Annotated in this window: 22 protein-coding genes; 16 read left to right on the plus strand and 6 right to left on the minus strand. The window is 74.7% G+C overall.

The window, feature by feature from the left end; genetic code table 11:
- The first annotated feature begins 49 nt into the window (after window positions 1-49).
- The 3 genes from Dsi01nite_RS03630 to Dsi01nite_RS03640 all read left to right on the plus strand — a co-directional run bounded on the left by Dsi01nite_RS03630 (window position 50) and on the right by Dsi01nite_RS03640 (window position 4,014).
- Window positions 50-415 carry a hypothetical protein gene (locus tag Dsi01nite_RS03630; protein WP_203844560.1) on the plus strand — a complete coding sequence of 122 codons (366 nt, stop codon included), beginning with the start codon at window positions 50-52 and terminating at the stop codon, window positions 413-415.
- A gap of 60 nt (window positions 416-475) precedes the next feature.
- On the plus strand, window positions 476-3,118 hold the full coding sequence (locus Dsi01nite_RS03635) for an ATP-binding protein (protein ID WP_203844561.1): 2,643 nt from the start codon (window positions 476-478) through the stop codon (window positions 3,116-3,118).
- Window positions 3,119-3,207: 89 nt separating this feature from the next.
- Window positions 3,208-4,014, plus strand: coding sequence for a class I SAM-dependent methyltransferase (locus Dsi01nite_RS03640; protein ID WP_203844562.1), 807 nt, complete (start codon window positions 3,208-3,210; stop codon window positions 4,012-4,014).
- Between the two features lie 2 nt (window positions 4,015-4,016).
- Here the strand turns inward: Dsi01nite_RS03640 and Dsi01nite_RS03645 are convergent, their stop codons facing one another.
- From Dsi01nite_RS03645 to Dsi01nite_RS03655, 3 genes are all read right to left on the minus strand, one after another.
- Window positions 4,017-4,838, minus strand: coding sequence for an SAM-dependent methyltransferase (locus Dsi01nite_RS03645; RefSeq protein ID WP_203844563.1), 822 nt, complete (start codon window positions 4,836-4,838; stop codon window positions 4,017-4,019).
- Window positions 4,839-5,010: 172 nt separating this feature from the next.
- Window positions 5,011-5,871 (minus strand): hypothetical protein, encoded by an 861-nt coding sequence (locus Dsi01nite_RS03650; protein WP_373318722.1) that lies wholly within the window; start codon window positions 5,869-5,871, stop codon window positions 5,011-5,013.
- The gene (locus Dsi01nite_RS03655) at window positions 5,871-6,611 is read right to left on the minus strand and encodes a MerR family transcriptional regulator (RefSeq protein ID WP_203844565.1); all 741 of its coding nucleotides are present in this window, start codon (window positions 6,609-6,611) and stop codon (window positions 5,871-5,873) included. Before Dsi01nite_RS03655 ends, Dsi01nite_RS03650 begins: the two co-directional genes overlap by 1 nt.
- A gap of 60 nt (window positions 6,612-6,671) precedes the next feature.
- On the opposite strand from Dsi01nite_RS03655, the gene Dsi01nite_RS03660 reads away from it, so the two are divergent.
- The 3 genes from Dsi01nite_RS03660 to Dsi01nite_RS03670 all read left to right on the plus strand — a co-directional run bounded on the left by Dsi01nite_RS03660 (window position 6,672) and on the right by Dsi01nite_RS03670 (window position 10,342).
- The gene (locus tag Dsi01nite_RS03660; protein WP_203844566.1) at window positions 6,672-7,571 is read left to right on the plus strand and encodes an adenosine kinase; all 900 of its coding nucleotides are present in this window, start codon (window positions 6,672-6,674) and stop codon (window positions 7,569-7,571) included.
- Window positions 7,572-7,722: 151 nt separating this feature from the next.
- Window positions 7,723-8,943 carry an endo-1,4-beta-xylanase gene (locus tag Dsi01nite_RS03665; RefSeq protein WP_203844567.1) on the plus strand — a complete coding sequence of 407 codons (1,221 nt, stop codon included), beginning with the start codon at window positions 7,723-7,725 and terminating at the stop codon, window positions 8,941-8,943.
- Between the two features lie 133 nt (window positions 8,944-9,076).
- Window positions 9,077-10,342, plus strand: a complete 1,266-nt coding sequence (locus tag Dsi01nite_RS03670; protein WP_203844568.1) for a glycoside hydrolase family protein — start codon at window positions 9,077-9,079, stop codon at window positions 10,340-10,342.
- Window positions 10,343-10,411: 69 nt separating this feature from the next.
- Here the strand turns inward: Dsi01nite_RS03670 and Dsi01nite_RS03675 are convergent, their stop codons facing one another.
- Complete coding sequence (locus Dsi01nite_RS03675; RefSeq protein ID WP_203844569.1) at window positions 10,412-11,269, minus strand: S41 family peptidase; 858 nt, start codon at window positions 11,267-11,269, stop codon at window positions 10,412-10,414.
- A 544-nt stretch (window positions 11,270-11,813) separates the two neighbouring features.
- On the opposite strand from Dsi01nite_RS03675, the gene Dsi01nite_RS03680 reads away from it, so the two are divergent.
- The 3 genes from Dsi01nite_RS03680 (at window position 11,814) to Dsi01nite_RS03690 (ending at window position 15,638) form a co-directional block, all read left to right on the plus strand.
- Window positions 11,814-12,077, plus strand: a complete 264-nt coding sequence (locus Dsi01nite_RS03680; RefSeq protein WP_203844608.1) for a helix-turn-helix domain-containing protein — start codon at window positions 11,814-11,816, stop codon at window positions 12,075-12,077.
- Between the two features lie 10 nt (window positions 12,078-12,087).
- A complete protein-coding gene (locus Dsi01nite_RS03685; RefSeq protein ID WP_203844570.1) occupies window positions 12,088-13,188 on the plus strand; it encodes a nucleotide disphospho-sugar-binding domain-containing protein in 1,101 nt (366 codons plus the stop codon).
- Between the two features lie 164 nt (window positions 13,189-13,352).
- A complete protein-coding gene (locus tag Dsi01nite_RS03690; RefSeq protein ID WP_203844571.1) occupies window positions 13,353-15,638 on the plus strand; it encodes an Hsp70 family protein in 2,286 nt (761 codons plus the stop codon).
- Here the strand turns inward: Dsi01nite_RS03690 and Dsi01nite_RS03695 are convergent.
- Window positions 15,607-17,907 (minus strand): GTPase-associated protein 1-related protein, encoded by a 2,301-nt coding sequence (locus tag Dsi01nite_RS03695; protein ID WP_203844572.1) that lies wholly within the window; start codon window positions 17,905-17,907, stop codon window positions 15,607-15,609. The two genes, Dsi01nite_RS03690 and Dsi01nite_RS03695, sit on opposite strands and share 32 nt — an antisense overlap.
- Before the next feature lie 81 nt (window positions 17,908-17,988).
- Window positions 17,989-18,990: a hypothetical protein gene (locus Dsi01nite_RS03700; protein WP_203844573.1), complete on the minus strand. Its 1,002-nt coding sequence runs from the start codon at window positions 18,988-18,990 to the stop codon at window positions 17,989-17,991.
- Between the two features lie 427 nt (window positions 18,991-19,417).
- Here Dsi01nite_RS03700 and Dsi01nite_RS03705 point away from each other — a divergent pair, with 427 nt between their 5' ends.
- The 7 genes from Dsi01nite_RS03705 to Dsi01nite_RS57085 all read left to right on the plus strand — a co-directional run bounded on the left by Dsi01nite_RS03705 (window position 19,418) and on the right by Dsi01nite_RS57085 (window position 26,922).
- Window positions 19,418-19,654, plus strand: coding sequence for a hypothetical protein (locus Dsi01nite_RS03705; RefSeq protein ID WP_203844574.1), 237 nt, complete (start codon window positions 19,418-19,420; stop codon window positions 19,652-19,654).
- Window positions 19,655-20,040: 386 nt separating this feature from the next.
- A complete protein-coding gene (locus Dsi01nite_RS03710; RefSeq protein ID WP_203844575.1) occupies window positions 20,041-20,616 on the plus strand; it encodes a TerD family protein in 576 nt (191 codons plus the stop codon).
- A 252-nt stretch (window positions 20,617-20,868) separates the two neighbouring features.
- On the plus strand, window positions 20,869-22,047 hold the full coding sequence (locus Dsi01nite_RS03715) for an HpcH/HpaI aldolase/citrate lyase family protein (RefSeq protein ID WP_203844576.1): 1,179 nt from the start codon (window positions 20,869-20,871) through the stop codon (window positions 22,045-22,047).
- A gap of 2 nt (window positions 22,048-22,049) precedes the next feature.
- Window positions 22,050-23,426 (plus strand): phosphoribosyltransferase family protein, encoded by a 1,377-nt coding sequence (locus tag Dsi01nite_RS03720; RefSeq protein WP_239135662.1) that lies wholly within the window; start codon window positions 22,050-22,052, stop codon window positions 23,424-23,426.
- On the plus strand, window positions 23,423-24,547 hold the full coding sequence (locus Dsi01nite_RS03725) for a cysteine protease StiP family protein (protein ID WP_203844578.1): 1,125 nt from the start codon (window positions 23,423-23,425) through the stop codon (window positions 24,545-24,547). Before Dsi01nite_RS03720 ends, Dsi01nite_RS03725 begins: the two co-directional genes overlap by 4 nt.
- A gap of 5 nt (window positions 24,548-24,552) precedes the next feature.
- Window positions 24,553-25,362 carry an HAD family hydrolase gene (locus Dsi01nite_RS03730; RefSeq protein ID WP_203844579.1) on the plus strand — a complete coding sequence of 270 codons (810 nt, stop codon included), beginning with the start codon at window positions 24,553-24,555 and terminating at the stop codon, window positions 25,360-25,362.
- Between the two features lie 63 nt (window positions 25,363-25,425).
- The gene (locus Dsi01nite_RS57085; protein WP_239135656.1) at window positions 25,426-26,922 is read left to right on the plus strand and encodes a TerD family protein; all 1,497 of its coding nucleotides are present in this window, start codon (window positions 25,426-25,428) and stop codon (window positions 26,920-26,922) included.
- The last annotated feature ends 15 nt before the right edge of the window (window positions 26,923-26,937 follow it).

The following is a 26,937-nucleotide window of genomic DNA, read 5'->3' on the forward strand; positions in this document are numbered from 1 at the left end:
CATCACCCGATTTCCGGTCCCGTCGGGGTACGGCACTACGCTGCGACGGATGGACACCGGGTGGACCACGTCGGACGTGTGGCTGCTGCGGTCGATCGCCGGTCGGGACGCCGCGACCGGCTCCACGCTGCGCGGCGTCATCGGCACCGCCGACTACCTCAACCACGCGATCCCCACCGAGCCGGAGCTCACCGGAGCCGTCGACCGGCTCAGCGCCGCGGGTCTCGCCGGCTACGACGTGGCCGCCGGCCGGTTCTGGCTCACCCCCGACGGGCACGCGTCGCCGGCGCACCGTGGCGCGTTCGCCGCCGCGACGGCCGCCCTGCCGCCGGCCGTGCCGGTCCCGGCCCCGCTGACCCTGCCGCCGGGCGCGTACGCGGCCGCCGTCGCGGAGTACCTGCGCACCTTCTCCTGATCCGGAAGACCTTCGGATCACGGAGACCCGTCGGCGGGGAACCGGCGGTACCGTCGCGCTGTGACGGACCTGCTCGAACGTGATCCACTGCTCGACGACCTCGCCGGTGCGCTCGCCGCGGCGGCGACGGCGGGTCGGGTCGTGCTCGTGGCGGGCGAGGCGGGCATCGGCAAGTCGGCGCTCGTGCGGCGGTTCAGCGAACGGCACGCCACCCGGGCCCGGTTCCTGTTCGGCGCCTGCGACCCGCTGCTCACCCCGCGGGCGCTGGGGCCCCTGCACGACGTCGGGCGGCGCACCGGCGGCGCCCTCGCCGGGCTGCTCGCCGCCGGCGGCCCGCGCGAGCAGCTCTTCGCGGCGCTGCTGGACGAGCTGGAGCGCAGCGACCGGACGCCGGTGGTCGTCGTCGAGGACGCCCACTGGGCCGATGAGGCGACCCTGGACCTGCTGGTGTTCCTCGGGCGGCGGATCGCGCAGACGAAGGCGCTGCTCGTCGTCACCCACCGCGACGACGAACTGCCCGTCGACCATCCACTGAGGACGGTCATCGGGCTGCTGCCGGCGCGGGCGGTGCGCCGGGTCCAGGTGGAGCCGCTGTCGGAAGGGGCGGTGGCGGAGCTGGCGCGCCGGGCCGGGCGTCCCGCCGCCGGGCTGCGGGCGCTGACCGGCGGGAACCCGCTGCTGGTCACCGAGGTCCTGGCCGCCGGCCCGGCCGGGGACCCCGGCGGGGTACCGCTGACGGTCCGCGACCTGGCCCTGGCCCGCTACGCCGGGCTGGCGCCGGACGCGCGCGACGTGGTGCGGCTCGTCGCGGTCGTGCCGACGGGCACGGAGCTGTGGCTCCTCGACGGGGCGCCGCCGGCGGCGGTCGAGGCGGCGATGGCGGCGGGGCTGCTGGTCGCGGGGGAGGACACCGTCAGGTTCCGGCACGAGCTGCTGCGCCGGGCCGTCGAGGGCTCGCTGTCCGCCATGGCCCGCCGCGACCTCAACCGCCGGATCCTGCGGATCCTGGCCGGGACCCACGAGGGCACGCGCGGAGGCATCGACGTCGCCCGGCTCGTCCACCACGCGCGGGAGGCCGGCGACACCGCCGCCGTGCTGCGGTACGCGCCGGAGGCGGCCCGGCAGGCGGCCGCCGTCGCCGCCCACCGCGAGGCCGTCGAGCACTACCGGGCCGTGCTGCCGCTCGCCGGCGGCGTCCCGGACCGGGCCGAGCTGCTCGAGGGGTACTCCGCCGAGTGCTACCTCTCCGGCCTGTCCGCCGAGGCGGTCACCGCCGGCCGGGAGGCCCTCGCGCTGCGGGAGGCCGCCGGGGACCTCGCACAGCTCGGCGACGGTCTGCGCCGGCTGTCCCGGCTGTACTGGTGGGACGGCAACCGGCCCGAAGCGGAGGCCGCCGCGGCCCGGGCGGTCACCGTCCTGGAGGCCGGGCCGGCCGGGCGCGGGCTGGCGATGGCGTACAGCAACCAGGCCCAGCTCGACATGCTCGCCAACCGGCTCGCCGCCGCCGCCGGCTGGGCCGGCCGGGCGATCGGGCTCGCCCGGCGCCTCGAGGACCGGGAGGTGCTGAGCCACGCCCTGACCAACATCGGCTCGGCCCGGCTCCTCGGCGGGGACCCGGGCGGCCGCGCCGACCTCGAGGAGGCGTTCGCCGTCGCCGCGGGGCTCGAGGACGACGCGGCCCGGGCGCTGTGCAACCTCGGCACGATCAGCGCGGAGCTGCGCGACTACCGGCACGCCCGCGCCGACCTGGACCGGGCGCTGGTGTTCGTGCGGGCGCACGAGCTCGCCGGATACGTCCAGCACGTCCTCGGCCACCGCGCCCGGGTCCGGCTCGATCAGGGCGACTGGACCGGGGCGGAGCGCGACGCCCGGGCGGCCCTGGCGGAGCGGGTCGCCGGTGGGGCCAGGTTCGTCGACGCCCTGGTGCCGCTCGGGCTGCTGCAGGCCCGCCGCGGCGACCCGGCCGCGACCGCGACGTTGCGGGAGGCGGCCGAGCGCGGCTACGCCACCGTCGAGCTGCAGTGGACCGCGCAGGTCGCGGCGGCCCGGGCCGAGCACGCGTGGCTGCGCGGCGCCGACGGCGAGATCGCCGGTGAGGCCGCCGGTCAGTACGAGCTCGCCGTGCGGGCCGGGCACCCGTGGTTCACCGGGGAGCTGGCGTTCTGGCTGTGGCAGGCCGGCGCGCTGCCGAGCGTGCCCGCGGTGGTGGCCGAGCCGTACCGGCTGCTGCTGACCGGCGACTGGCGGGGTGCCGCGGCGGCGTGGCGGGCGCTGGGCTGCCCGTATCAGGAGGCCCTGGCCCTGGCGAGCGGCGAGGACGCCGGGCTGGCCGCGCTGGCGCTGCTGGACGGTCTCGGCGCCCGGCCGGCGGCCCAGCGGGTCCGGCGCAGGCTGCGCGCCGGCGGCACCCCGAGGATCCCGCGCGGGCCGATCCGCGCCACCGCCGCGAACCCGGCCGGGCTCACCGCCCGGCAGGTCGAGGTCCTCGGCCTGCTCGCCGAGGAGCTGACCGACGCCGAGATCGCCGCGCGGCTGTCCCTGTCGGTGCGCACCGTCGGGCATCACGTGTCGGCGCTGCTGGCGAAGCTCGGCGCCGGGTCCCGCCACCAGGCCGTCACGGCGGCCCGCCGGCTCGGCGTCGTGCGACCGGAGCCGGAGCCCGGAGCGGAACCCAAAGATGGGCAGCCCGAGGCCCACAACTAGGCAGCGATCCCGATCCCGGCACCCCTGTCACCGGCCTACCTTTTCGCTGACCGGTCCACCCACGGACCGCGCGAGGAAGGAAAGACCGCATGGACACCGTCACCGTCAAACAGCGCCAGCAGGCGGCCTGGGCCGCCGGGGACTACGCGGCCGTCGGCACCCGGCTGCTGCTGACCGCCGAACTGCTCTGCGAGGCCGTCGACCTGCGCGCCGGCGAACAGGTGCTCGACGTCGCCTGTGGCAACGGCAACGCGAGCCTCGCCGCCGCCCGCCGGTTCTGCCAGGTCGTCGGCGTCGACTACGTCCCGGCGCTGCTGGACCGCGCCCGGCGCCGGGCCGAGGCCGAAGGGCTCGAGGCGACGTTCACCGACGGCGACGCGGAGGCCCTGCCGTTCCCCGACGCGTCGTTCGACGCGGTCCTGTCCACGTGCGGTGCCATGTTCGCCCCCGACCAGGAACGCACGGCCGCCGAGCTGCTGCGGGTCTGCCGCCCCGGCGGCCGGATCGGCATGGTCAACTGGACCCCGGACAGCTACGTCGCGGAGCTGTTCCGGGCCATCGGCCGGCAGGTGCCACCGCCGGCCGGGCTGCGGCCGCCGGCGCAGTGGGGCGACGAGGCGCGGCTGCGCGAGCTGTTCGGCCCGGCCGTCGGCATCACCGCACCCCGGCGCGAGTTCCTGTGGCGGTACCCGTCCGCGGCCCACCAGGCGGCGTTCTTCGCCACCTTCTACGGGCCGGTCACCCGTACCCTCGCCGCCCTGGACGAACAGCGCGCGGCCGAGTTGCGGGCGGAGATGGTCGAGATCGCGGAACGGTTCAACGTCGCCGGTGACGGCACGCTCGTGCTGCGGATGGACTACCTGGAGGCGGTCATCCGCAAACCCGCGGCGGGGTGAGGCTACTTGCGGCCGACCGCGCCGTACATGGAGACCTCGTTCGGCGCGGGATGCTCGGCGGCGGACGGGCGCCACTCGCTGATCGGCACGACGCCCGGGTCGACGAGGTCGAGGCCGTCGAAGAACCGGGCGAACGTCGCGCCGTCCCGGGGCCACGCGTCGACCAGACCCTTCGCCAGCATGTCGTCGTACATGGCGCCCACCTGCGGCGGGACGAAGTCCTTCGTGCCGTTCGTGGCGACCAGGTAGCTGCCGGCGGGCACGGCGGCGAGGAGGTCGGCGACGATCTCGCGGGCCCGCTCGTCGTCCTTGATGAAGTGCAGCACCGCGTAGAGCAGGATGCCCACCGGCTCGCGCAGGTCGAGCGTCGCGGCCAGCTCCGGCGCGCCGAGGATCGCCGACGGGTCGTTGAGGTCGGCGTCGACGTAGTTGGTGGCGCCCTCCGGGGAGCCGATCATGAGGGCCCGGGCGTGCGCGAGCACCATCGGGTCGTTGTCGACATACACCACCCTGGCCTGCGGGGTGATCGCCTGCGCGACCTCGTGCGTGTTGTCCGGCGCCGGCAGGCCGGTGCCGATGTCGAGGAACTGGCGGATGCCGGCCTCGCGGGCGAGATACCGGATCGTGCGGTTGTGGAAGGCGCGGCCCTCCTGCGCGGCGATCCGGATCGCGGGATACGCGCCGGCGATGCGGTCGCCGGAGTCCCGGTCGACCTGGAAGTGGTCCTTGCCGCCGAGCCAGTAGTTCCACCGGCGGGCCGGGGACACGGTGTCGATGTCCAGCCGCGGGTCCTGCTGGGGCTGGTCGAGGTCGCTCGTCGGCACGGGGGAAGCCTCCCGGCGGGTCAGGATCCAGGTGGGGCGCCGCGGTCGACGCAGTGACGCCCATCGTAGCGGCCGGCGTCACCGGGTGTCCCACCCGCTGGGCCCGGCGCCGGGTCAGGCGGGCGCCGGGGCCGCGGGTGCGGGGCTTGCCGGAGGGCTTGTCGCGGGGATGCTAGGCGTGCACCTCGCCCGCGGCGGCGGGCGGGCCGGTCACCGCGGTCAGCGCCGCCAGGGCCGCGGCCGGGTCGTCGGCGAAGCAGCGCACCGTGTGGACCTCGCAGGTGGCGCCCAGCGGGCGGACGGCGGTGACCGGTCCGGTCAGCTCCAGCAGGAGGTTCGCCTGCGAGGACACCGCGACCGTGAGCGTCCCGTCGTCGACGCGGATCGTGCCCTTCTCGGTGTACCCCCGGATCCGGCGCACCGCCGCGACCCGCTCCCGCGGGATGCGCAGGTCGAAGAAGGCGCCCGAGCGGATGCGCACCTCGGTCGCGGACACCACGTGCGGACGGGTGACGCAGGCCGCGATGATGGCGAGGGCCAGGAGGATCGAGTAGCCGTCGAGCACGATCAGCACCGCCCGCACGGCGACGGGCGCGCCGACGGAGCGCAGCACGATCTCGATCACGACCAGCTCGACGACCATCACGCCCAGGAAGGCGACCAGGGCCGGGGCCTGCGCGCCGAAGTACGGCACCGGCACGGCGCCCGGCGGGACCCCGTGGCGGCGGCGGGCGAGCCACAGGGCCAGGCTCACCATGCCCTTCGCGTCGAAGCCCATGATCCGCCGGACCTGGACGGGCACGAGGCGCCCGTAGGCGGCGCTGGCCGCGGCGCGCCGGTCGAGGCCGCGGCGGCGCCCGGCGCGGAACAGCCGCAGCACCGTCACCGCCTCCAGTGTGAGCACCGCGAGCACCAGCGCCTCGACGGCCGCGAGCAGCGGGTGCGGCAGCGGTACCCCCGCCACCAGCAGGACCACGAGCAGCAGCTCGGCGGGGACGGCGGCGAACAGCGCGGCGCGGGCGAGTCGCAGCATCACGCCCGCCCCCGCAGCACGTCGACGAGCCGGCGGAACACCTCGGCCTGCGCGGCGGACATCTCCCCGGCCATGGTCCCGATCCACTGCTCGTTGCCGGCGTCGGTCATCGCCGCCGCCATGCCCGCGGGCAGGTGCGCCGCGAGGTCCTCGGCCAGCCCGGCTACCCGCGGGTCGCCGGGGTCGGCGTCGGCGAGGTCGTCGAGCCGGGCATACAGCGCCTGCCCGCGGGCGAGGGCGGCCGGCTCGGTCAGCGGCCGCAGCAGCTCCGCGAAGCCGGCCTGGGCCGCGTCGTCGGCGCCGGTGTCGACGAGCGTGAGCAGCTCCCGGTCGAGCGCGCCGAACGGGGAGTCGCCGGTGGGCAGGTCCCGCAGCACCGCGGCGAGGTCCGGGGAGACCGTCGAGTCCGGGTGCAGGTCCGGGCCGGCGAGCAGCCCCGCGAGCCGGGCCCGCCGGGCGGCGATGGCCGCCTGCTGCCGGGCCAGGTCCGCGTCGAGGTCCTCGAGGACCTCCCGCAGTTCGCGGCCCTGGTCGTCGGCGAGCACGTCGCGGATCTCGTCGAGGGACAGGCCGAGCTCGGCGAGCCGGCGCACCCGGGCGAGCGCGACGGCGTCGCGCAGCCGGTACTCCCGGTAGCCGTTGACCCGCCTGGCCGGCTCGGGCAGCAGGCCCAGGTGGTGGTAGTGGCGCACGGTGCGGGTGGACACCCCGACCAGCGCGGCGAGCTCACCGATCCGCATGCGTCCAGTAGAAACGTTGCCGCAGCGGCAAGGTCAAGCCGGACTTGTACTGTCAACCACATGATCGACGTCCTGGTGCTCGGCGGTGCGGGTGTCGACACCGTCGTGTCCGTGCCGGCCCTGCCCCTGCCACCGGCCGACAGCCACCTGGTGCCGGCGATCCTGACCCGGGCCGGGCAGACCGGCGACGGCGTCGCCCTCGGCCTGCACGCGCTCGGGTTGCGCACCTCCCACCTCGACGTGCTCGGCGACGACCCGGAGGGGCAGCTCGTCCGGGACCTGCACGAGCGGCACGGGGTCCCGTTCACCGTGGTGCCGACGCCGGCCGGCACCAAGCGGGCGGTGAACCTCGTCGACCCGCTCGGCCGGCGGTCGTCGCTGTACGACGGCAGCCGGCAGGACGAGTCCGCCCTGTTCCCGGAGCCGCTGCTGCGCGACCTCGCCGGCCGGGCCCGGCACGTGCACGTCTCGATCACCCACCCGTGCCAGCACGCCCTCGACGTGCTCGCGGGCCTGCCGGTGACCGTGTCGACCGACCTGCACGACTGGGACGGGGTCAACGCCTACCACGAGCAGTTCGCCCGCGGTGCCGACGTGGTGTTCATGTCCGCCGCGGCGCTGCCCGACGTGCCGGCGACCCTGCGGCGGGTCCTGGCGATGGGCCGTCCCCGCGTCGCCGTGGCCACCGCCGGCGCCGAGGGCGCGTACCTGCTCACCCGGGACGCGCCGGACGTGCTGCCGGTGCCCGTCGCCGCGCTGCCCGCGCCCGCGGTGGACTCCAACGGCGCCGGTGACGCGTTCGTCTCCGGCTTCCTGTTCGGCTTCCTGACCGGCGTTCCCGCCCCCGGCTGCGCCCGGTTCGGCGCGGTCGCCGGGGCGCACGCCTGCACCGTGCCCAGCACCAGGGTCGACCCCCTCAGCCACGCGGACCTGGTCCTGCGCGCCGGCCCGGTCTCGTGATCCGGAAGACCTCGCTGATCGGACCGGGTCCGGTCCCCGTCACGTAGCTGTCAATGCCTTTCGAAAGCTTCCGAAATTCGTTCCCGGGCCTGGGATCGGCGGTTATCAACAGATCGCCCCGCCCGTACCCCCATGACGAAACGGAGCACGAATGCGCTTCCGGAGATTGATCAATGCGAGTGTCCTGGCCGTCGTGGCGGTGGGCTCGCTGAGCACCGTCGCGGCGTCGGCGCACGACGCCCGGCCGCCGAAGCCGCAGGAGCAGACCCTGCGGTCCCTCGCCGCGCGGCACGGGCTGTCCTTCGGCACCGCGGTCGACCCGGCCGCGTACGCCGCCGACCCGGCCTACAAGACGATGGTCGACTCGCAGTTCTCGACCGTCACCGCCGAGAACGCGATGAAGTGGGAGAGCCTCGAGCCGACCCGCGGCACGTACGACTGGGCCGCGGCCGACGCGCTGATCGACGCCGCCGTGCGCAACCGGCAGCTCGTGCGCGGTCACGTGCTGAGCTGGCACAGCCAGCTACCGGCCTGGGTCACCGCCGGCATCGACGACGGTTCCATCGACGGCCCGAAGCTGCGGGCGCTGCTGAAGCGGCACATCACCGACGTGGTGACGCACTTCCGCGGCCGGATCTGGCAGTGGGACGTGGTCAACGAGGCCGTCAGCGACCCGTGGGAGACCCCGAGCGCGATCCACCTGGGCGGCAACGCCGGGTCGTTCAAGCAGAAGTTCGCCGACCTGCTCGGGCCCGGGTACATCGCCGACGCGTTCCGCACCGCCCGGGCCGCCGACCCGAAGGCGCTGCTGTTCTACAACGACTACAACATCGAGGCGTTCGGCGACGGCGGGCCCGGCGACAAGACCCAGTTCGTCTACGACCTGGTGAAGCGGCTTCGGGCGGAAGGTGTGCCGGTCGACGGGGTCGGCAGCCAGGGGCACCTGGCCACCCAGTACGGCAACTACGACGTCTTCCAGGTGGCCGACGCGCTGCGCCGCTTCACCGACCTGGGCCTCGCGGTCGCGCTCACCGAGGTCGACGCGCGCAGCCTCACGAAGAACGCCGACGACCCCGCCGTGGCCGCGAACGGCGCCGACCTCAACGCCAGGGACCAGGCGGCGGCGTACAACTACCACGTGCTGCTGCAGGCGTGCCTGCTGAACCGGCACTGCCTGTCGTTCACGGTGTGGGGCTTCACCGACCGGTACTCGTGGATCCCGAACTGGTTCAAGAACCCGCCGGAGGGCTCGGGCTGCCTGTGGGACGCCGCGTATCAGCCGAAGAAGTCGCTGCGCACCGTGCAGGGCGACCTGGCGGCGGCCGGCCCGCCGCTCGTGCAGACCCGCCTGCCGCAGGTGCCGCGGCGCTGACCGTCGCCGTGGAGGGTGCCGTTGCCCGGCGGCACCCTCGGCCCGGAGAGCGCTCTCTCAAGTTTGTCTTAGACTTTGATGAAGTCGCCGCCGTGAGGTTGCGGCCGTGCGGCGCATCGGCGAGCTTGAGCGCATGACGCCCCACCCGACCGCCCGCCGGCGCCCGCGCCGCCGCACCCTCGCGATCATCGTGACGACCGCCGTCGTCGCCGCGCTGGGTGTCCTCGGGCTCACCAACGCCATGGCCGCGACCGCCGGCCCGATCACCGGCATCGGCGGCAAGTGCGTCGACGTGGCCGGCGCCAACTCCGCCAACGGCACCGCGGTCCAGCTGTACGCCTGCAACGGCACGGCGGCGCAGCAGTGGACGGTCGAGTCCGACGGCAGCGTCCGCGCGCTGGGCAAGTGCCTGGACGTGACCGGCGCGTCCACCGCCGACGGGGCGAAGGTCCAGCTCTACGCCTGCAACGGCACCGGCGCGCAGCGGTGGACGGCGAGCGCGGGCCGCCTGGTCAACCCGGGCTCCGGCAAGTGCCTCGACGCGAGCGGCAACAGCTCCGCCAACGGCACCCGGCTGCAGATCTGGGCCTGCACCGGCGGCGCCAACCAGGCCTGGAAGCTGCCCTCGGCCTCATCTTCGCCGACGCCGTCGGCTTCCGCCCCGCCGGTCCAGGGGAAGAAGAAGGGCGTCAGCACCTGGTCGTTTCCCGGGCTGTCCGCCGCCGTCACGAACGTCGGCGCCGGTTGGTACTACAACTGGTCGCCCAGCAACGACAGCATGCCCGCGACCGCGGAGTTCGTGCCGATGATCTGGGGCGCCGCCTCGGTCACCGACGCGACCCTGGCCAAGGCGAGGAGCGAGGGCACGGTGCTGCTCGGCTTCAACGAGCCCGACCTCGCCGAACAGGCCAACATGACCGTCGAGCAGGCCCTCTCGCTGTGGCCGCGGCTGGAGGCGACCGGCATGCGCCTCGGCAGCCCGGCCGTCGCCTACGGCGGCAACACCCCCGGCGGCTGGCTCGACCGGTTCATGACCGGGGCGCGGCAGCAGCAGCGGCGGGTCGACTTCATCACGCTGCACTGGTACGGCTCCGACTTCAGCGCCGCCGCGGCCGGGCAGTTCGCCGGGTACCTGAAGGCCGTGCACGACCGGTACAACCTGCCGATCTGGGTCACCGAGTACGGCCTGATGAACTTCACCGGCACGCCGAAGTATCCGACGACCGCGCAGATCACCGCGTTCATCACGGCGACCACGGCTTCGATGCAGTCGACGGCCTGGGTGGAGCGGTACGCCTGGTTCTCGCTGCCGGCGGTGGGTGACTCGCTGCCGTACGGGCTGTACAAGGACGGCACCACGCCGACGCCGGCGGGTGAGGCCTACCGGGCCGCGGGCTGACGTCCTGGACGGCTTTTGCCGGCTTTTGGACGGCTTTTGGACGGCTTTTGGACGGCTTTTGGACGGCGCTCACTCGTCCATGGCGGTGAGCGCCGCCTCCAGCGCTTCCCCGGCCGCGACCTTGAGGTGGGGGACCACGCCGGTGCCCTCCCAGTTCCCGCCGGTGCGGGTGTCCACGACGTACGCCCTGGGCACGTGCGCCAGGACCGTGGGTGCGAGCCGGATCGGCAGCACGTGGTCCGCCGCGCCGGGCGTCACCTCGCCCACCACGCGGGCCCGCTCGCGGGCCTGCAGGTGATAGGCCAGGGCCTCGCCCGAGGAGAACGTGCCGCGGCCGACCAGGACGCAGGTGTCCAGCCGCAGCGCGCCGCCCGGCGGGCGGTCGGGTGTCCACCACTGCCGCCGCCGCTCCTGGTCGACCACCTCGGACAGCTGGACCGCCTCGTCGCCGAGGAGCCAGCCGGCGATCAGCGCGACCGTCGCCGGGTCGCCGCCGCCGTTGGCCCGCAGGTCGAGCACGAGCCGCCGGGCGCCGCGGGCGAGGGTGAACGCGGCGTCGACATACGGCTGGGCCAGGCCGACCTCGTCCAGGCCGTCGATCCGGATCAGGGCGGTGCCGTCCGCGAGGCGGCGCGCCTGCGACACCGACGCCGCGCGGGCCCGCACCGCCGCCGGGTCCTGCCGCGGCCACTGCCGGGCCTCGGTGTCCGGCGGCGCCGTCCCGTCCGGCTCGAAGACGAGCGCCACGTGCCGTGACACCGTCCAGGCGGCGCGTTCGACCTCCGCGCACAGCTCGGCGGTGACCGGCCGGTCGTCGGCGGCGAACCGGGCCAGCACGGCGCCGAGCGAGTCCCGCCGGTCGCCCGCGGGCATGAGCCGGTCCAGCCAGGTGGCGAGCCGGACGGTGACGTCACGAACGGTGGTCATGGTCCGACGGTAGGCGTTTTTCCGGCGGTACTGTTTCGCCGATCGTTCGCCGTTCGCGAACCCAGGCGGGTGAACGCAGGAAATCTGGTGTGTCGGACCTAGATTTTCGCGGCGTGGCAGCGTAGCGTTTCAGGGGTCAAGAGAGACAGCAAACCACGCTGACGCATTCCGCCCCCTCCGAGGGCGAAGGGACAGAGCCGCGCGACTGGCAGCGACTCCGTTCGGCACGGATAGTGAAATCGACGAGAGGAAGGGGAGGGCTCACACCGTTGGATCGCCCGCTGTCGGCCGTTGCACCTGGTCGAGCGAGCACCGCAGTGTCCATCGAACGAGAGGTGGTCTTCGGTCTGGTCGATGCGATCCCCACGTCCCGCGCTGAACGTGGCGTCCGATGTGGACATGACAATCCGGCACTTGTGCTGGTAGATGGTGTTTAGACCCAAAACCCTGGGCCCCGGCGCACAAGCGCCGGGGCCCTCGACGCGGAGGTGACGTGGCACAGGAAGACCACCCCTTGGACGACGACGATTTCCCCGCCTACACCATGGGCCGGGCAGCCGCGATCATCGGCGTCTCGCACGACTTTCTCCGCCGGCTCGGTGAGCTCAAGCTGTTCACCCCGCTGCGCTCGCCCGGCGGGCACCGGCGGTATTCCAGGCACCAGCTGCGGCTCGCGATCCGGGCCCGGGAGCTGTGCGACCGCGGCACCCCCCTCGACGCCGCCTGCCGCATCATCAGCCTCGAGGACCAGCTGGAGGAGGCCCTGCGCATCAACCGGGAGCGGGAGCGGCTGACGGAGATCGACTAAGGTCGACCGCATGCGTGTGCTGTTCGTGTCCGCGCCGCTGCTGGGCCACGTGCTTCCACTCGTCCCGCTCGCCGAGGCGTTCCGGCGGGCCGGGCACGAGGTGCTCGTCGCCACCGCCGCCGACGCGCTCACCGCCGGGCGGGCGGTGAAACTGCCCGTCGCCGACGTCGCGCCGGGCTTCTCCTTCGGCCGGACCGCCCGGCGGATGATGCTGCGCCACCCGTTGATCGCCCGTGCGGAGCTGGCCGGCACCGCCGGAACCCGCGGCGTCGCGCTGCTGTTCGGCGCCGTCAACGAGCGGCTCGTCGACGGCGTGGCGGCGGTCACCGACCGGTTCCGCCCCGACCTCGTGGTCCACGAGCCCCTCGCGGTCGCCGGCGCGGTCGCCGCCGCCCGGCGCGGCATCCCCGCCGTCCGCCACGAGAACAACCTCTTCGACGGCGCCGTCCTCGCGGCCGTGACGGCCGGCCCGGCGCTGCGCCGGCACCGCGTCGAGGCCCTGCCCGAGCCGCTCACCGCCGTGCAGATCGCGCCGCCCGAGCTGGTCGGTGAGCGCACCGGCACGCCGATGCGGCACCTGCCCGGCACGGTCGGCGGGACCGCCACGCCCTTCCCCGTGCGGGAGGGGCGGCCGCGGATCGCGGTGTCGCGCAGCACCGTCGACGGCCCCGGCAGCGGCGGCCTCATGCGCGCCGTCGTGGCCGTCGCCGGCGAGGTCGACGCCGACATCCTGCTCGTCCGGCCCGAGCGGGGCCTGCCGGCCGACCTGCCACGCAACGTGTTCACCGCCGGCTGGGTGCCCCTCGACGCGCTGCTGCCGACCGTCGGCGCCGTCGTGCACCACGGCGGCGCCGGCACCGTCCTCGGCGCGCTCGCCGCCGGCGTCCCCCAGCTCGTCGTCCCCGGCCCCGGCGACCGCCGCCACAACGCCGGCGTGGTGGAGCGCTCCGGCGCCGGCTGGGCGATGTCCGCCACCGCGATCACCGCCGACCAGCTGCACCGGCTGCTGTCCGACTACGGCCTGCGGATGACGGCCGGCCGCTTCCGCGCGAGCATCGCCGCCCGCCCCCACCCGGACTCGGTCGCCGCCCAGCTGGCCGCCATCGGGTAGCCGGCCCGGCGCGTCGCCGGGAGCGGATTGCCCCGCACCGGAACCTGCCGCCGGGTTCCTGGGGGAGAACGCGACCCCAGCTCGCGGCTTTCGATCGTCGGGAAGGTCCGGCCGGGGGTGGTGCATCAGGGGCGGTCGATCGGGGCGGGGCGTACGCTGCGGACGTGGACCGGCTCGCCATCGACCTCGGCACCTCGAACACGGTCGCGGTGCTGCGCGGCGCGGACGGCCGGGTCCGGCCGGTGCTGTTCGACGGCCGGGAGCAGCTGCCGTCGGCGGTCCACGCCGGCACCGGCGGCGTCCTGGTCGCCGGGCTCGACGCGGAACGGCTCGCCCGGGCGGATCCGGCGGCGTTCGAACCCAACCCGAAGCGGCGGATCGACGACGGCACGGTGCTGCTCGGCGCTTACACCGTCGACGTCGCCGACGCGCTCGCCGCCGTGCTGACCGCGGTCGCCGACCACGCCGGCGTCGCCCGTCCCGCCGGGCGCGGCACCCTGGCCACCTCCGTGGACGGTGCCGCCGCCTCGTTCGCGGCGCCGGGCTCGGGTTTCGCGGCGCCGGGCTCGGGTTTTGCGGTGCCGGGCTCTGCGGTGCCGGGTTCGGGAGCTGTGGTGCCGGGCTCGGGCTCGGCGGTGCCTGGTCCGGGAGCCGTGGTGCCGGGTTCGGGTGCTGTGGTGCCTGGTTCGGAGGCCGTGGTGTTGACCGTTCCGGCCGGGTGGGGAGCGCCGCGGCGTGCGGTGCTTGCCGACGCGGCCGCGCGGGCCGGGCTCGGCGTGGTCGAGTTGGTCAGCGAGCCCGTCGCCGCGGCCGCGTACTTCACCGGTGTGCACGGCCACGCGGTCCCGCCCGGTAGCGCGGTGCTCGTCGTCGACCTGGGTGCCGGCACCGCCGATCTGGCTGTGGTCCGCGACGGGCAGGTCGTGGCGCAGGGCGGCCTCGACGTCGGCGGCCTCGACGTGGACGCCGCGCTGGTCGGTGTCCTCGGCGACCTGGTCGGCGCGACGGCCCCCGACGTGTGGCACCGGCTGGCCGCACCGGTCACCGCCGCGGACCGCCGGGACCGGCTCCTGCTGTGGCAGGAGGTCAGGGCGGCCAAGGAGAGCCTCTCGCGGCTCAGCGTGGCGCCGGTGCACGTGCCGGGCTGCCCCTCCGATCCGCACCTGACCCGCGAGGAGCTCGAGGGCGTCGCCGCGCCGCTGCTGGCACCGGTCGCCGACCTCGCCGCCACCCTGACCGCCGCCGCCCTCAGCGCCACCCCGAGCACCGCCGCCCTCAGCACCGCCGCCCTCAGCGCCGCCACTCCGAGTACCGCCCAGACCCCGAGCACCACCACCCAGACCGCGAGCGCTACCACCCAGCCCCCGAGCGCCGCCGCTCAGACCGTGAGTGCCGCCGCCCTGAACGGCCCGGCGAGCACCACCATCCAACCCCCGAGCGCCGCCGCTCAGGCCATGAGCGCCGCAGCGGTGAACGGTCCCTCGAGCGCCGCCACCCAAACCCCGAGCGCCGCCGCTCAGACCGTGAGCGCCGCAGCGGTGAACGGTCCCGCGAGCGCCGCCGCTCAGACCGTGAGCGCCGCAGCGGTGAACGGTCCCGCGAGCGCCGCCGCCCAGACCGTGAGCGCCGCCGCCCTGAACGGCCTCGCGACCGCCGGCGACGGGGAGCTCGCCGCGGTGTTCCTGGTCGGTGGTGGCAGCCGGCTGCCGTTGCTCGCCCGGCTCCTGCACGCCCGGCTCGGGGTCGCGCCCACCACCGTCGAACGCCCGGAGACCGTCGTCGCCGAAGGTGCGCTGCACGCCGCGCCGGCCGGGCCGCCGGCCACGGAGCCCGCCGCACCGCCCGCGGGCGTGCCGGAGCCCGCGGCCCCGCGCACCCCGCTGCGCCGGCGGTGGCGGAGCCCGGCGACGGCGCTGCTGGTGCTGCTGTGCTTCGCGTTGCCGTTCGCGACCGTGTCCTGCGGGCTGCCCAGCGGCTACGGCCGGGCGAAGACCGGCGGGTCGACCCAGTACACGGGGTTCGACCTCGCGACCGGCGGCGCCCCGGACGTCGGCCCGGCCGACCAGGTCCTCCCGGCGGGGGAGCAGCGCGAGGACCGGCTCGCCCCGCAGCCGGCGTACGTCGCCGCGCTGCTCCTGCTCGCCGCCGTCGTCGCCGCGGCCGGCCTCGGCAGCGACCGCCGCCGCCGGACGGTGACCGCCGGGCTCGCCGTCCTGGCCGCGCTCACGCTCGCCGCCGGGCAGGCCGCCGTCACCGACCGGCTCGCCGCCGCCGTGCTCGCGCAGAGCCGCCCGCCGGACGGCAAGACCGTCGACGACGTGATCGGCACCGGCACCGGCTTCTGGCTGTCGGTCACGCTCCTGACCCTGCTCGCCCTCGCCAACCTCGCCGCCCGCCGTGCTCCGGAAAAAGCCCAGGTCAGGAGAAGCGGCCGCCGAACGGGTGGATGAGGCGGTTCATCCGGCGGTGTGACCGGATGTGGTCCAGGTAGCCGTCCCACGACGCGGACCACACCGGGCCGAACGCCGCGATGAGGTGCCCGACCCGCAGCAGCTGCCGGCCCGACGCGCGGGTCACCCAGCGCAGCACCGGCTCGGTCAGCACCGGCCGCAGACCGGGGCGCCCGGCGTCGTGCATCAGGTGGAACGCGACCGCCGCGTGCCGCTCGTCGCCCGCCTTGCGCAGCAGGTCGCTGAGCAGCGCGACGCAGTGCTCGACGATGCCCGGGTGCCGGCGCAGCACCGCGAGCAGCTCCCGGGGCGGGGCGCTGCGGGCCAGGGCCGCGACCACGCCACCGGCGTGCAGGCGCACCAGGCGGGCCGGCAGCTCCTCGATCTCGTGCAGCAGCGCGACGGTCGGGCCCGGTCCACCGGCCGGCCCGGCGATCAGCCGCTGCACCACGGTGCGCAGCACCCGGTCGTCGGCGAGCAGCTGGAACAGCAGGCGGTGCCGGGGCACGAGACGGGCGTCGACGAGCAGGTGCCCGATCTCCACGTCCTCGTCGATGAGCGGCGCGTCGCCGACGAGGCGGCCGACGAGACCGTCCAGGACCGCCGGCGGCAGCACGATCCCGTCGGGCGCGAGGCTGCGGACCAGTCGCAGCTCGGCGGCGGTCGGCAGGGCGAGGGCCCACAGCGCTGCCGCGGTCGACAGGAACCGGTCGGGGTCGCCGGCCGCCGCGGTCAGCTGCCGCTCGACGAGACCGGCCCGGTCCTCGCCGTGCAGGACCGCGCCGGCCAGGACCGCCTCGGCGAGCGGTGGCTCCAGGGAGTCGATCCGGGGCAGCAGCCACCGCCACCAGCCGGCGCCGACGTCGCGGCGCCGCCCCGGGACGGCCTTGACCCGGCGGGTCAGCTCGTCGACGAGCGCCTGCGCCAGCCGGTCGCCGCACGGCCAGCGGTCCGGGTCGTAGCCGGCGCGTGGGTGGTCGGCCCAGAACTCGACGAGGTCGCGTCCCCGGTCGGCCAGGTCGGACAGCTGGACGTCCAGGCCGAAGCGGGACGCGACCCGCAGCAGCGCCTCGTAGCCCTCCGGCGCCGGCCCGGCGTTGAGGGCGGCGAGCACGATCCGCCTGGCCGTGCCGGCGTCCGCGGCCGTCCACTCGCCGGCGGGCAGGGCGGGCAGCGGCCGGTCGCGGACCTCGGCACGCAGCGCGGCGGCGTCGGCCTCGCCGCGCACGAGCGCCAGCCTGATCGCGGCCGCAGACCCGGGGACGCCGGCCGCGTCGAGCAGCTCCAGGACCGGCAGCGGCCACGCCGTGACCGACCCGGTGAACGTCGCGGCGACGGGCGCGGCGTACCGGTCGCGCAGGTCCGCGGGCCCGCCGCGCAGCCACCCGGCCACCGCCTCGGCGTGGCGCAGGTCCGGCTCGCGGTGCAGGACGGCGGCGAGGCCGAGCGCGGTGGCCGCCTCCGGTTCCGGCAGGCCGCACGCGGCGGCGACGTCGAGGGCGGCGACGACCTCGCCCGGGTCCTGCTCGAGGAACAGCCCGACCCACCGCAGCGCGTGCGCGGAGGGAGGCGCGTCGGGGAACGCGCCGGTCCGCAGGTCGAACACGCCGGGGCCGGTGACCGCGGCGGCGTCGTCCGGGTGCACGCCGACGACCGGCACGCCCGCGGTCGCGGGATCACCGGCGAAGATCTTGAAACCGAGGGCGATGGCCGCCGCGCGGGGCAGCAGCAGCGTCCCGGCGGCCAGCCACTCGACGATCCGCGGGACCTCCGCGCCGACAAGCACCACACGGGCCCCGTCCGGCGCCCCGTCCAGGGCTCGTTCCAGTGCGCGTTCCAGGGCCGACACCAGCGCCAGCAGCATCGCGCCGCCGCCGGGCTGGTTGAGCACGCACTCCCGGACCCGGGACGGGGTCAGCGTGGTCGTCAGCGAGTCGCGCGCCACCGGGTCGCCGGCGGCCGAGTCCCAGAACGGCGCGCCGAACAGCTGGGCCGGGCGCAGCGGCCCGTAGTCGGCGGGATCCGCGGTGACGATGCCGTGGGTGACGTGGCTGCCCCCGTCGGTGTACCGGCCGACCGTGGTCGCATACGAGCCGTCGGCGGCCAGGTGCCCGAACGACGCCGGCGGCGGGCCACCGCCGGCCGGTGCCGGCGGCTCGTACAGCAGGAACGTGCGCACGACCGGTGCCGGCGCGGCCCGCCGCCCGGTGTGGATACGGGTCTCGATCCGGGGTGTGCCCGTCGCCGTGGGCCGCTCGTCGTCGTGCATCGCCGCTCCCCATCCTGGCCGGACCGTGTCCGGCGCTCTCTGACGGACCGGTCGCCGCGGAGCGGGATGGGTGGCGGGGGTCTACCGGTCTTCGACGACGGCGAGGACCGCGACCACGATCCGGGAGATCCGGTCCTGGTCGCGCAGGAGCCGCCCGACGTGCTCGCCCGTGGCGTCGCTGACGTGCTGCGTCCCGTCCATCGCGAGCCCGGCGCCGTCGCCGAACGCGACGTTGATGACCTCGGCGACCACGGTGCGCGGGTCCTCCCCGGCGAGCAGGCGGGTCCGCATCGCGGTCATCGCCAGGTGGGCCAGCTCCCGCATGTACAGGTCGTCGCGCTCGCCGACGTCGAGCAGGTCCAGGGCGGGGGCCAGGGTGCCCGGGCTCTCCGGCGCGAAGCGGGGGACCGGCACGTGCTTGTGGCCGAGCGGGCCTTCGACGTAGCGCTCGTACCACTCCCGCTTCGCCCGCATGACCCGCAGGACCGCCTCGATGTCGTGGCGGACGTCGACGTCGGCGGCCGGGTCCCAGTCGCCGGTGAAGCGGCAGCGCAGCGCGGTCCAGCTGTCGACCGGCCACACCTGGGAGCCCGCGGTCGCGGGGTTGCCCACCCAGTTGAGCATCTGCACGGCGAGGTGGACCAGCCAGCGGTCGCCGCCGAGCCCGTCGACGAGCCACTTCGGCGCGCGCGGCCGCTGCAGGGCGCCGATCTCGCCGCGGCGGCGGCGGTGCCCGTTGACGGTCGCGGAGTTGATCAGGCCGCAGATCCAGGCGTCGAGGTTGTCGATGGGGGCGGTCGCGCGACGGACGACGTCGTGGACGACCGCCTCGACGTCGTCATGGAAGCGGTCCAGGCAGTCGTCGGCGAGGTGCCGCACTGACACGGCGCAGGCCGGGTGGCCGCGGCGGCGCTCCAGCCCCTGGGTCAGCCCGGTGTAGACGACCGGGTACACCACCGAATAGGCACCACCGGTCAGTCGCAGCCGCTGCGGTTCGTCGGCGTTGGCGACGGTCGTCGCGAGCGTCCCGAGCCTGGCCAGGCCGCGAACCTCATCGGCCGCCGTCGGACTGCGTCGAGGCATGACGATTCCCTTTCGACAATGTTCTGCGGCTGCGTGAAGCGGCTGCGTGACGCGGGCACGGATGATGCGTCGAATCGCCTTAGTTGAACGCTCACGTCAGTCTGGCATCGCAGAATCCGGAGGGCACGGCACTATCCGGCGAATTGCGGGTCGATCGTACTGACGTGGATCAACTTTCCGGGTCGAGTCCCACGTCGATCCGGTACGCGACGGTCGTGGGAATGGGCCGGGCGACCCGTTTCGGAAACGGCGGGGCGGTGGCATCGTCCGTCAGATACCGCACGGGTCGTGTGTCCACGCCCCGTGCGTCCCAGCGTGGAGGTCGACGTCATGCGCAGTCCCACCCGGCCGGACAGCCCTGGCATCGCCGCGGGGCGGCTCCCGGCGACGGTCGACCGTCCGGGCGCGGGTCTGGGAGCATAGGCGCATGGCCACTCCTGCCACGGACCCGCCGGCTGACCGGATCGCCGAGCTGCTGCACCGGGAGCTGCGCACCGCGCGGTCGGCCGCGATGGACGAGGGGACCAGCCCCGACGAGATCACCGCGGACCTGACCGAGCGGGTCCGCAGGCTGCGCCGCCTCAACGACATCGGCTGGCGGCCCGGCACCGCCCCGCCGGACGGCGAGGCCCGCGACGCCGCCGGCGACCCCGCCGCATCCTGAAAGGCCCGCACGGCCCTCCGCATCCTGAAAGGCCCCGCATCCCGCAAGGCCCGCCGCCGGGCCTGGTTCCCAGCGAATTCAGAGCAAACGGCCCCGGTCCCGCCCGCACCCCGGCCGTCGGCCCGTGCGGCCGGCGCTGACCTGCGACGATGTCACCGTCGCCGGGACGGGCAGGACCCGGCCCCGGCCTGACCTTGATCAAGAGCTTGGGGTCAGCCTCTACACTCGCACATGAATTTCCGGTGCAACCGCGGCTGTGGTCGGCAGGGGTTGAACTGATCTGCGACCCTTCTCGCGGCGGTCGGCAGAGCATGGCGGCCCGCTGGAAACATCCGGACCGTATTTGTGCAGCGGGAGTTCCCCGCGGAAGCGAGTTGGAGGAGTTCGTGGGAGTCAGCCTCAGCAAGGGCGGCAACGTCAGCCTGACCAAGCAGGCGCCCGGTCTGACGGCGGTCACCGTCGGTCTGGGCTGGGACGTCCGGACCACGACCGGGGCCGAGTTCGACCTGGACGCGAGCGCGATCATCTGCGGCGAGTCGGGCAAGGCCATCTCGGACCAGCACTTCGTGTTCTTCAACAACCTGACGTCGCCGGACGGCACGGTCAAGCACCTCGGTGACAACCTGACCGGCGAGGGCGAGGGCGACGACGAGCAGGTCAACGTCGATCTGGCGGGCACTGCCGCCGACGTGACCAAGATCGCCTTCCTGGTGTCGATCTACGACGCCGAGGCCCGCAGCCAGTCCTTCGGCCAGGTCTCCAACGCCTACATCCGGGTCGTCGACCAGGCCAGCGGCGCGGAGCTCACGCGCTACGACCTGTCGGAGGACGCGTCGACCGAGACCGCCATGGTGTTCGGCGAGCTGTACCGCAACGGCGGCGAGTGGAAGTTCCGCGCCGTCGGTCAGGGGTACGCGTCCGGCCTCGCCGGGATCGCCCGCGACTTCGGGGTGAACGTCTGAAACACGCTGTTCATCGCGCTATGCGATAACGCTTCGTATTTTGTGATCTGAGCACCATCGCCGCGGGTCGCCCATCCATCCGGACGGACGGCCCGCGGTCGGCGTACCCGCGCCGAAACTACCTGCCGCGACCGCGGCCTCACGATGTTCATCCAGGTTGATCACCGTCTATCTGGTGAACCGGGGCACACTGGCGGAGGCCATGTTCCCCGCCACCGCTTTCCCGCCCGGTCAGAGAAGAAAGGACACCGAGTGCGCTACTTCTCCCACCTGGTCGGGATGTCCGTCGACGCGCTGTTCCACCGGCTGCCGACGGAGTTCTCCCAGGACAGCCCGGCCGAGACCCTCGCGATGGCGCTCGGTGCGACGCTCTACTCGCCGGCCGTGCGACCGCGGCTGGCCGAGGACATCGTGCGCTGCCACGCCGAGGGCGTGATGAGCATGGTCGGCTGCCTGGAGGACTCGATCCGCGACAGCGAGGTCGACGAGGCCGAGCTCAACCTGGCCGACCAGCTGCGCCGCCTCGCGCGGATGGAGGCCGGCGGCCCGCTGGTCTTCGTGCGCGTCCGCAACCCCGACCAGATCTACCGGCTGGCCGACCGGCTCGGTGACGACCTGCGGATCCTCAGCGGGTTCGTGCTGCCGAAGTTCCGCCCCGACGAGTCGGGTCAGGCCGGGCTGAAGGCGGTCCGCGAGATCGCCGACGGCAGCGGGCTGCCACTGTACGTGATGCCGGTGCTGGAGACTCCGGAGATCGCATACGCGGAGACCCGGATGCCGACGCTGCTCGCCGTCCGTGACATGCTCGACAGCAACCGCGACCGGGTCCTGGCAGTGAGGGTCGGCGCGACCGATCTGAGCAGCATCTACGCCCTGCGCCGGACAGCGGAGCTGACCGCGTGGGACGTCAACGTGGTCGCCGGGATCCTGACCGACATCGTCAACGTGTTGCGACGGGGCGGTAAGGGGTATGAGGTGACGGGTCCGGTGTGGGAGTACTTCTCCGGCGGGGAGCGGGTGCTCAAGCCCCAGCTGCGGGTCACGCCGTTCGAGGACCACGACCCGATGCTGCGCACGAAGCTGGTGCGCCAGTCCCTCGACGGCCTGATCCGCGAGATCGTGCTGGACAAGGCCAACGGCATGGTCGGCAAGACGGTCATCCACCCCAGCCACGCGGCGGCGGTGCACGCGCTCAGCGTCGTCAGCCACGAGGAGTACTGCGACGCCAAGGCGATCTGCGAGGACTACGCGGGCGACGGGGGCGGCGGCGTCCTGCGCAGCGTGTACATGAACAAGATGAACGAGGTGCGGCCGCACCTGTCCTGGGCGGAGCGGACCCTGGTGCGCGCCGAGATCTTCGGGGTGGCCGCGGAGGGCCTCGGGTTCGTGGACTTCCTCGACGCCGCCGTCAGCAGGGAGCACGTCGCGTGAACATGCCGATCTGGCCGGGCACCTGGGTCACCGAGCGCCTCGGGGTGCGCCTCGCCGACGCCGGCGGGGACCTGCGGGTCGCCGACCTGGCGGGGCTCGCGGTCCGGCGCAACCCGCGCCGCGCGCACCTGGTGGTGTCGCCGGTCCTGGGCAAGCACGTGCCGGCCGACCCGCGCACGATCTACGCCGCCGGCCGGCTGCTCGGCCTGCGGGCCGCCGCAGTCCTCGGCGCCGACGTCCCCGAGGACCTGCGGGCCGCCGCGGTCCTCGGCGCCGACGTGCCCGACGACGGCTGGGAGACCGTGGACTTCCAGGAGGTCAAGCTGCCCGCCGGGCCGCCCCTCGTCGTCGGGTACGCCGAGACGGCCACCTCCCTCGGCCACGTCGTCGCCGACAGTTTCGCCGACGCCGACTACCTGCACTCCACCCGGCGGCCCGTGCCCGGCGTGGCGCTGCTCGGCCGGTTCGACGAGACGCACAGCCACGCCACCGAGCACCTGCTGCTGCCCGCCGACCCGGCCTGGCTGGACCGGGACGGCCCGCTGGTCCTCGTCGACGACGAACTGACCACCGGGCGCACCGCCCAGGCCACGATCCGTGAGCTGCACGCGGTCCGACCCCGCGAGCGGTACGTCGTCGCGGCGCTGCTCGACCTGCGCACCGATGCCGACCGGGCCGGCTTCGCGGCGCTCGGCGAGCAGCTGGGCGCCCGCATCGACGTGGTGTCCCTCGCCGCCGGGGAGGTCGAACTGCCGGACGGCGTGTTGGAGCGCAGCCGGGACCTGGTGGCGTCGCTGGACGCACCCGGGACCACCGGGACCACCGGAGCCGCGCCGGTGACCAGGGTCGACGCGGACTGGCCCGCGGGGCTGCCGGAGGGTGGCCGGCACGGGTTCGCCGCCGCGCACCGGCCGGTGCTCCTCGAGGTCGCCGACCGGCTCGCCGGGACGGTCGCCGCCGGGCTGCCGGACGGTGCGAGCGTGCTGGTCCTGGGCAGCGAGGAGCTGATGTACGCGCCGCTGCTGCTGGCCCGCGCCCTGGCCGGGCTGCGGCCGGGCCCGGTCCGCTTCTCCTCCACGACCCGGTCGCCGGTGCTGCCGGTCGACGCGCCCGGCTACGCGATCCGCACCAGGCTGACGTTCCCGGCGCACGACGGCGTGGACACCGACCAGGCCAGGTTCGCGTACAACGTGGCCGCACCAGGACGCAGTGCCGGCTTCGACCGGATCGTGCTCGTCGTCGACCGCGCCGGCGACACCCCCGCGCTGTGGGGAGCCGGGGGGCTGGTGGCGGCGCTGCGCGGAGTCTGCGAAGGTGTCACGGTCGTGGTCGTCCCGGACCTCCGGCCGGAACAGGATCCGCAGGAAGGAACCCGGTGAACCCGGTAGCATCCGCAGCACCCCCGCCACCGCTGCACGGCCCGGAGTTCTCCTCCTACGCCGCGGCCGAGGTGAGCTGGCTGCTGACCGACCTCTCGCACGTCGCCCTGGAGGCGCCGGCGGAGGAGCGCGAGGCGATGATGCAGGCGAAGGCCGGCCACTACGCGGAGTCCCTGCCGATCGAGTACCAGCCGACGGCGGAATACCTCGAGCTGTTCCACGAGGCCCTCGCCGCGTCGGCGGAGCGGGTCGCGCACGCCGTCGGGATCGTCACCGAGCTGGTGATCGCCGCGCGCGGGACACCCGTGCTGGTCTCCCTGGCGCGGGCCGGCACGCCGGTCGGGATCCTCATGCGCCGCTGGGCGCAGTTCGCACACGGCGTGGAGCTGCCGCATTACGCTGTGTCGATTGTGCGAGGTCGCGGCATCGACGACGAGGCGATGCGGCACCTGGCCCGCCACCACGACCCGGCGCGGGTCATGTTCGTCGACGGCTGGACCGGCAAGGGCGCGATCTGCCGCGAACTGACCGAGGCCCTGGCCGGGACCCCCTTCGACCCGACCCTGGCGGTCCTCGCCGACCCCGGCGGCTGCACCGGGATCTTCGGCACCCGCGACGACTTCCTCATCCCGTCGGCCTGCCTCAACTCGACGGTGTCGGGCCTGGTGTCACGCACCGTGCTCAACGCCCGGTACATCGGCCCGGGCCAGTTCCACGGCGCGAAGTTCTACCGGGAGCTCGCCCCCGGCGACGTGTCGGGGCTGTTCCTGGACGCGGTCGAGGCCTGTTTCCCGGCGGTCGCCGCCCGGGTCGCCGCCGACTGGCCGGTCCTCGCGGCCACGGACCGGACCCCCGACTGGAGCGGCTGGAACATCGCGGTCCGGCTCGCCGGGGAGTACGGCCTCGACGACATCAACCTGCTCAAGCCCGGCGTGGGCGAGACGACCAGGGTGCTGCTGCGGCGCTCGCCGTGGCGGGTGCTGATCCGCCCCGACGCCCGCGCCGAGCTCAGCCACATCCTGCTGCTGGCCAAGGACACCGGCGTGCCGGTCGACGAGGTCGCCGACCTGCCGTATGCCTGTGTCGGCCTGATCCGGCCGAAGGGCGGTGCCGCACAGTGACGACCGTGGTCGCCACGGACCTCGACGGGACCGTGATCTTCTCCGAGAAGGCGATGTCGCACGGCCCGGTCCGGCCGGCGGACGAGGACCTGGTGCCCGTCGACGTCGACGGTTCGCGGGTGTACGCGTACATGACGACCAGGGTCGTGCGGCAGTGGACCGGCCTCGCAGACGCCGGGGTCGTCGTGCCCGCCACGACCCGCTCGGTCGAGCAGTACCAGCGGCTGCGCCTGCCCGGGCAGCGGCCCGCCGCGGCGGTCGTCTGCAACGGCGCCCGCCTGCTCGTCGACGGCGAGTCCGACGCCGGCTGGGAACGGCAGGTGCGGGGGCGCCTCGCCGAACGCGGAGCCACGTACGACACCGTGTGGCAGGAGGCGCAGCGCTGGCGCGAGCGGCGCGGCTTCGACGCGGTCCGCGGGGTCGAGGACTTCTTCATCTACCTGACCGTCGTGCGGCGCGAGCCGTGGCTGGAGGCGTTCGCCGACGAGGCCGCCGAGTGGGGACGGATCAACGGCTGGCGGGTCTCGCTGCAGGGCCGGAAGCTGTATCTTCTGCCCACCGGCCTGGACAAGGCCGCCGCGGTGGCGCATGCCGCCGAGCGGCTGGGCGCGGACCGGGTCGTCGCCGGCGGGGACTCCCTGCTGGACGCCGACATGCTCCGGGCGGCGCACGCGGCGATCCGACCGGCGCACGGGGAGCTGCACCTCACCGGCTTCACCTCGCCGCACTGCCGGACCACGGCATCCGCGGGTGCGGCGGCCGGCGACGAGATTCTGGACTGGTACGTGGCGCAGACCGGCGACGGTCGGCCTTGACGAACGTGGCGCGGACCGGCGACGGTCGGCCTTGACGGACATCTGACAAGAGGAGAACAGAGCATGGCCACCGTGCTGGTGAAGGGCCAGAACACCGCACTGCCCGCCAACGACGTGCGCGTCGTCGTGGAGGTCGGCGTTGCCACCGACCTGTCCGCGCTGCTGGTGACGCCGGCCGGCAAGGTGCGGTCCGACGCCGACTTCGTCTTCTACAACCAGCCGTCCGGCCCCGGCCTCTCGGTCCGCGACACCGGCGGCGGCAAGTGGGAGGCCTCGATCTCCACCGCCGGGATCCCGGCCGACGTCGACAAGGTCCGCGTCGTGGTCAGCGTCGACGGCACCGGACAGCGGTTCGGGCAGTTCGCGCCGCCCGTCGCCCGGGTCCTCGACCAGGCCGGCACCGAGCTCATCCAGTACGTCGTGAGCGGGCTGGACCAGGAGAGCATCGTCATCGCGCTGGAGATCTACCGGCGCAACGCCGAGTGGAAGGTCCGGGCCGTCGGCCAGGGCTACGCGGGCGGCCTCGCCGACCTGATCCGCGACCACGGCGTGTCCGTCGACGACTCCCCGGCCCCGGCCGCCACCCCGGCGCCGCAGGCCGCCCCGCCGCCGGTCGCGCCGCCCGTGGCCCAGCCGCCGGTCGCACCGCCGGTGACCCCGCCGCCCCCGCCGGCCCCGCCCGTCTACACGATGCCCGCGCAGACCGCGCCCACGCACGTCGCGCCCCCGCAGGAGACGCCGGCATACGGGCAGCAGGTGCCGCAGCACAACCCGCCGACGCAGGGCTACCCGCCGGTGCCGCCGATGCCGCCCGGCCCGCCGGCCTACGGTCAGCCGCCGACGCCGCCCGGCCCGCCGGCCTACGGCCAGCAGCCGCCGCCCCCGCCCGGCCCGCCCGCGTACGGTCAGCCGACCCAGCAGATGCCGCCGGTCGCGCCGCCGCCGCCGGCCGCCCCGCCGCAGGACGCCCCGGTCGGCGGCCCCGGCGGTCCGGTCAACCTCAGCAAGGGCCAGCGGGTCTCGCTGCGCAAGCAGGACGGCTCGTCGCTCAGCCTGGTCCGGATGGGTCTCGGCTGGGACCCGATCAAGAAGCGTGGCCTGTTCGGCAACCGCGAGACCGAGGTCGACCTGGACGCCTCGGCGATCCTGTTCGCCGACCACCAGCCGGTCGACATCGCGTTCTTCAACCAGCTGCGCAGCAAGGACGGCTCCGTCCAGCACGCCGGCGACAACCGCACCGGTGCCGGTGACGGCGACGACGAGTCGATCGTCGTGGACCTCAACCGGGTGCCCGCCCACGTGACCACGATCATCTTCGTGGTGACCTCGTACGAGGGGCACACCTTCGCGCAGATCGAGGCGGCGTTCTGTCGGCTGGTGGACGAGACGACCCGCGCGGAACTGACCCGCTATACGCTCTCCGGCGGCACGCCGAGCACCGGCATGGTCATGGCCAAGCTGCACCGCGACGGCGGCGGCTGGAAGATGACGGCGATCGGCGAGCCGCAGAACGCGAAGCAGCCGCTGGAGATGATCCCGCAGCTGGGTCGTTTCCTGTAGTCCCAGCAGTCAGGA

It is taken from the genome of Dactylosporangium siamense (genome assembly GCF_016862795.1).
Taxonomy (GTDB): domain Bacteria; phylum Actinomycetota; class Actinomycetes; order Mycobacteriales; family Micromonosporaceae; genus Dactylosporangium; species Dactylosporangium siamense.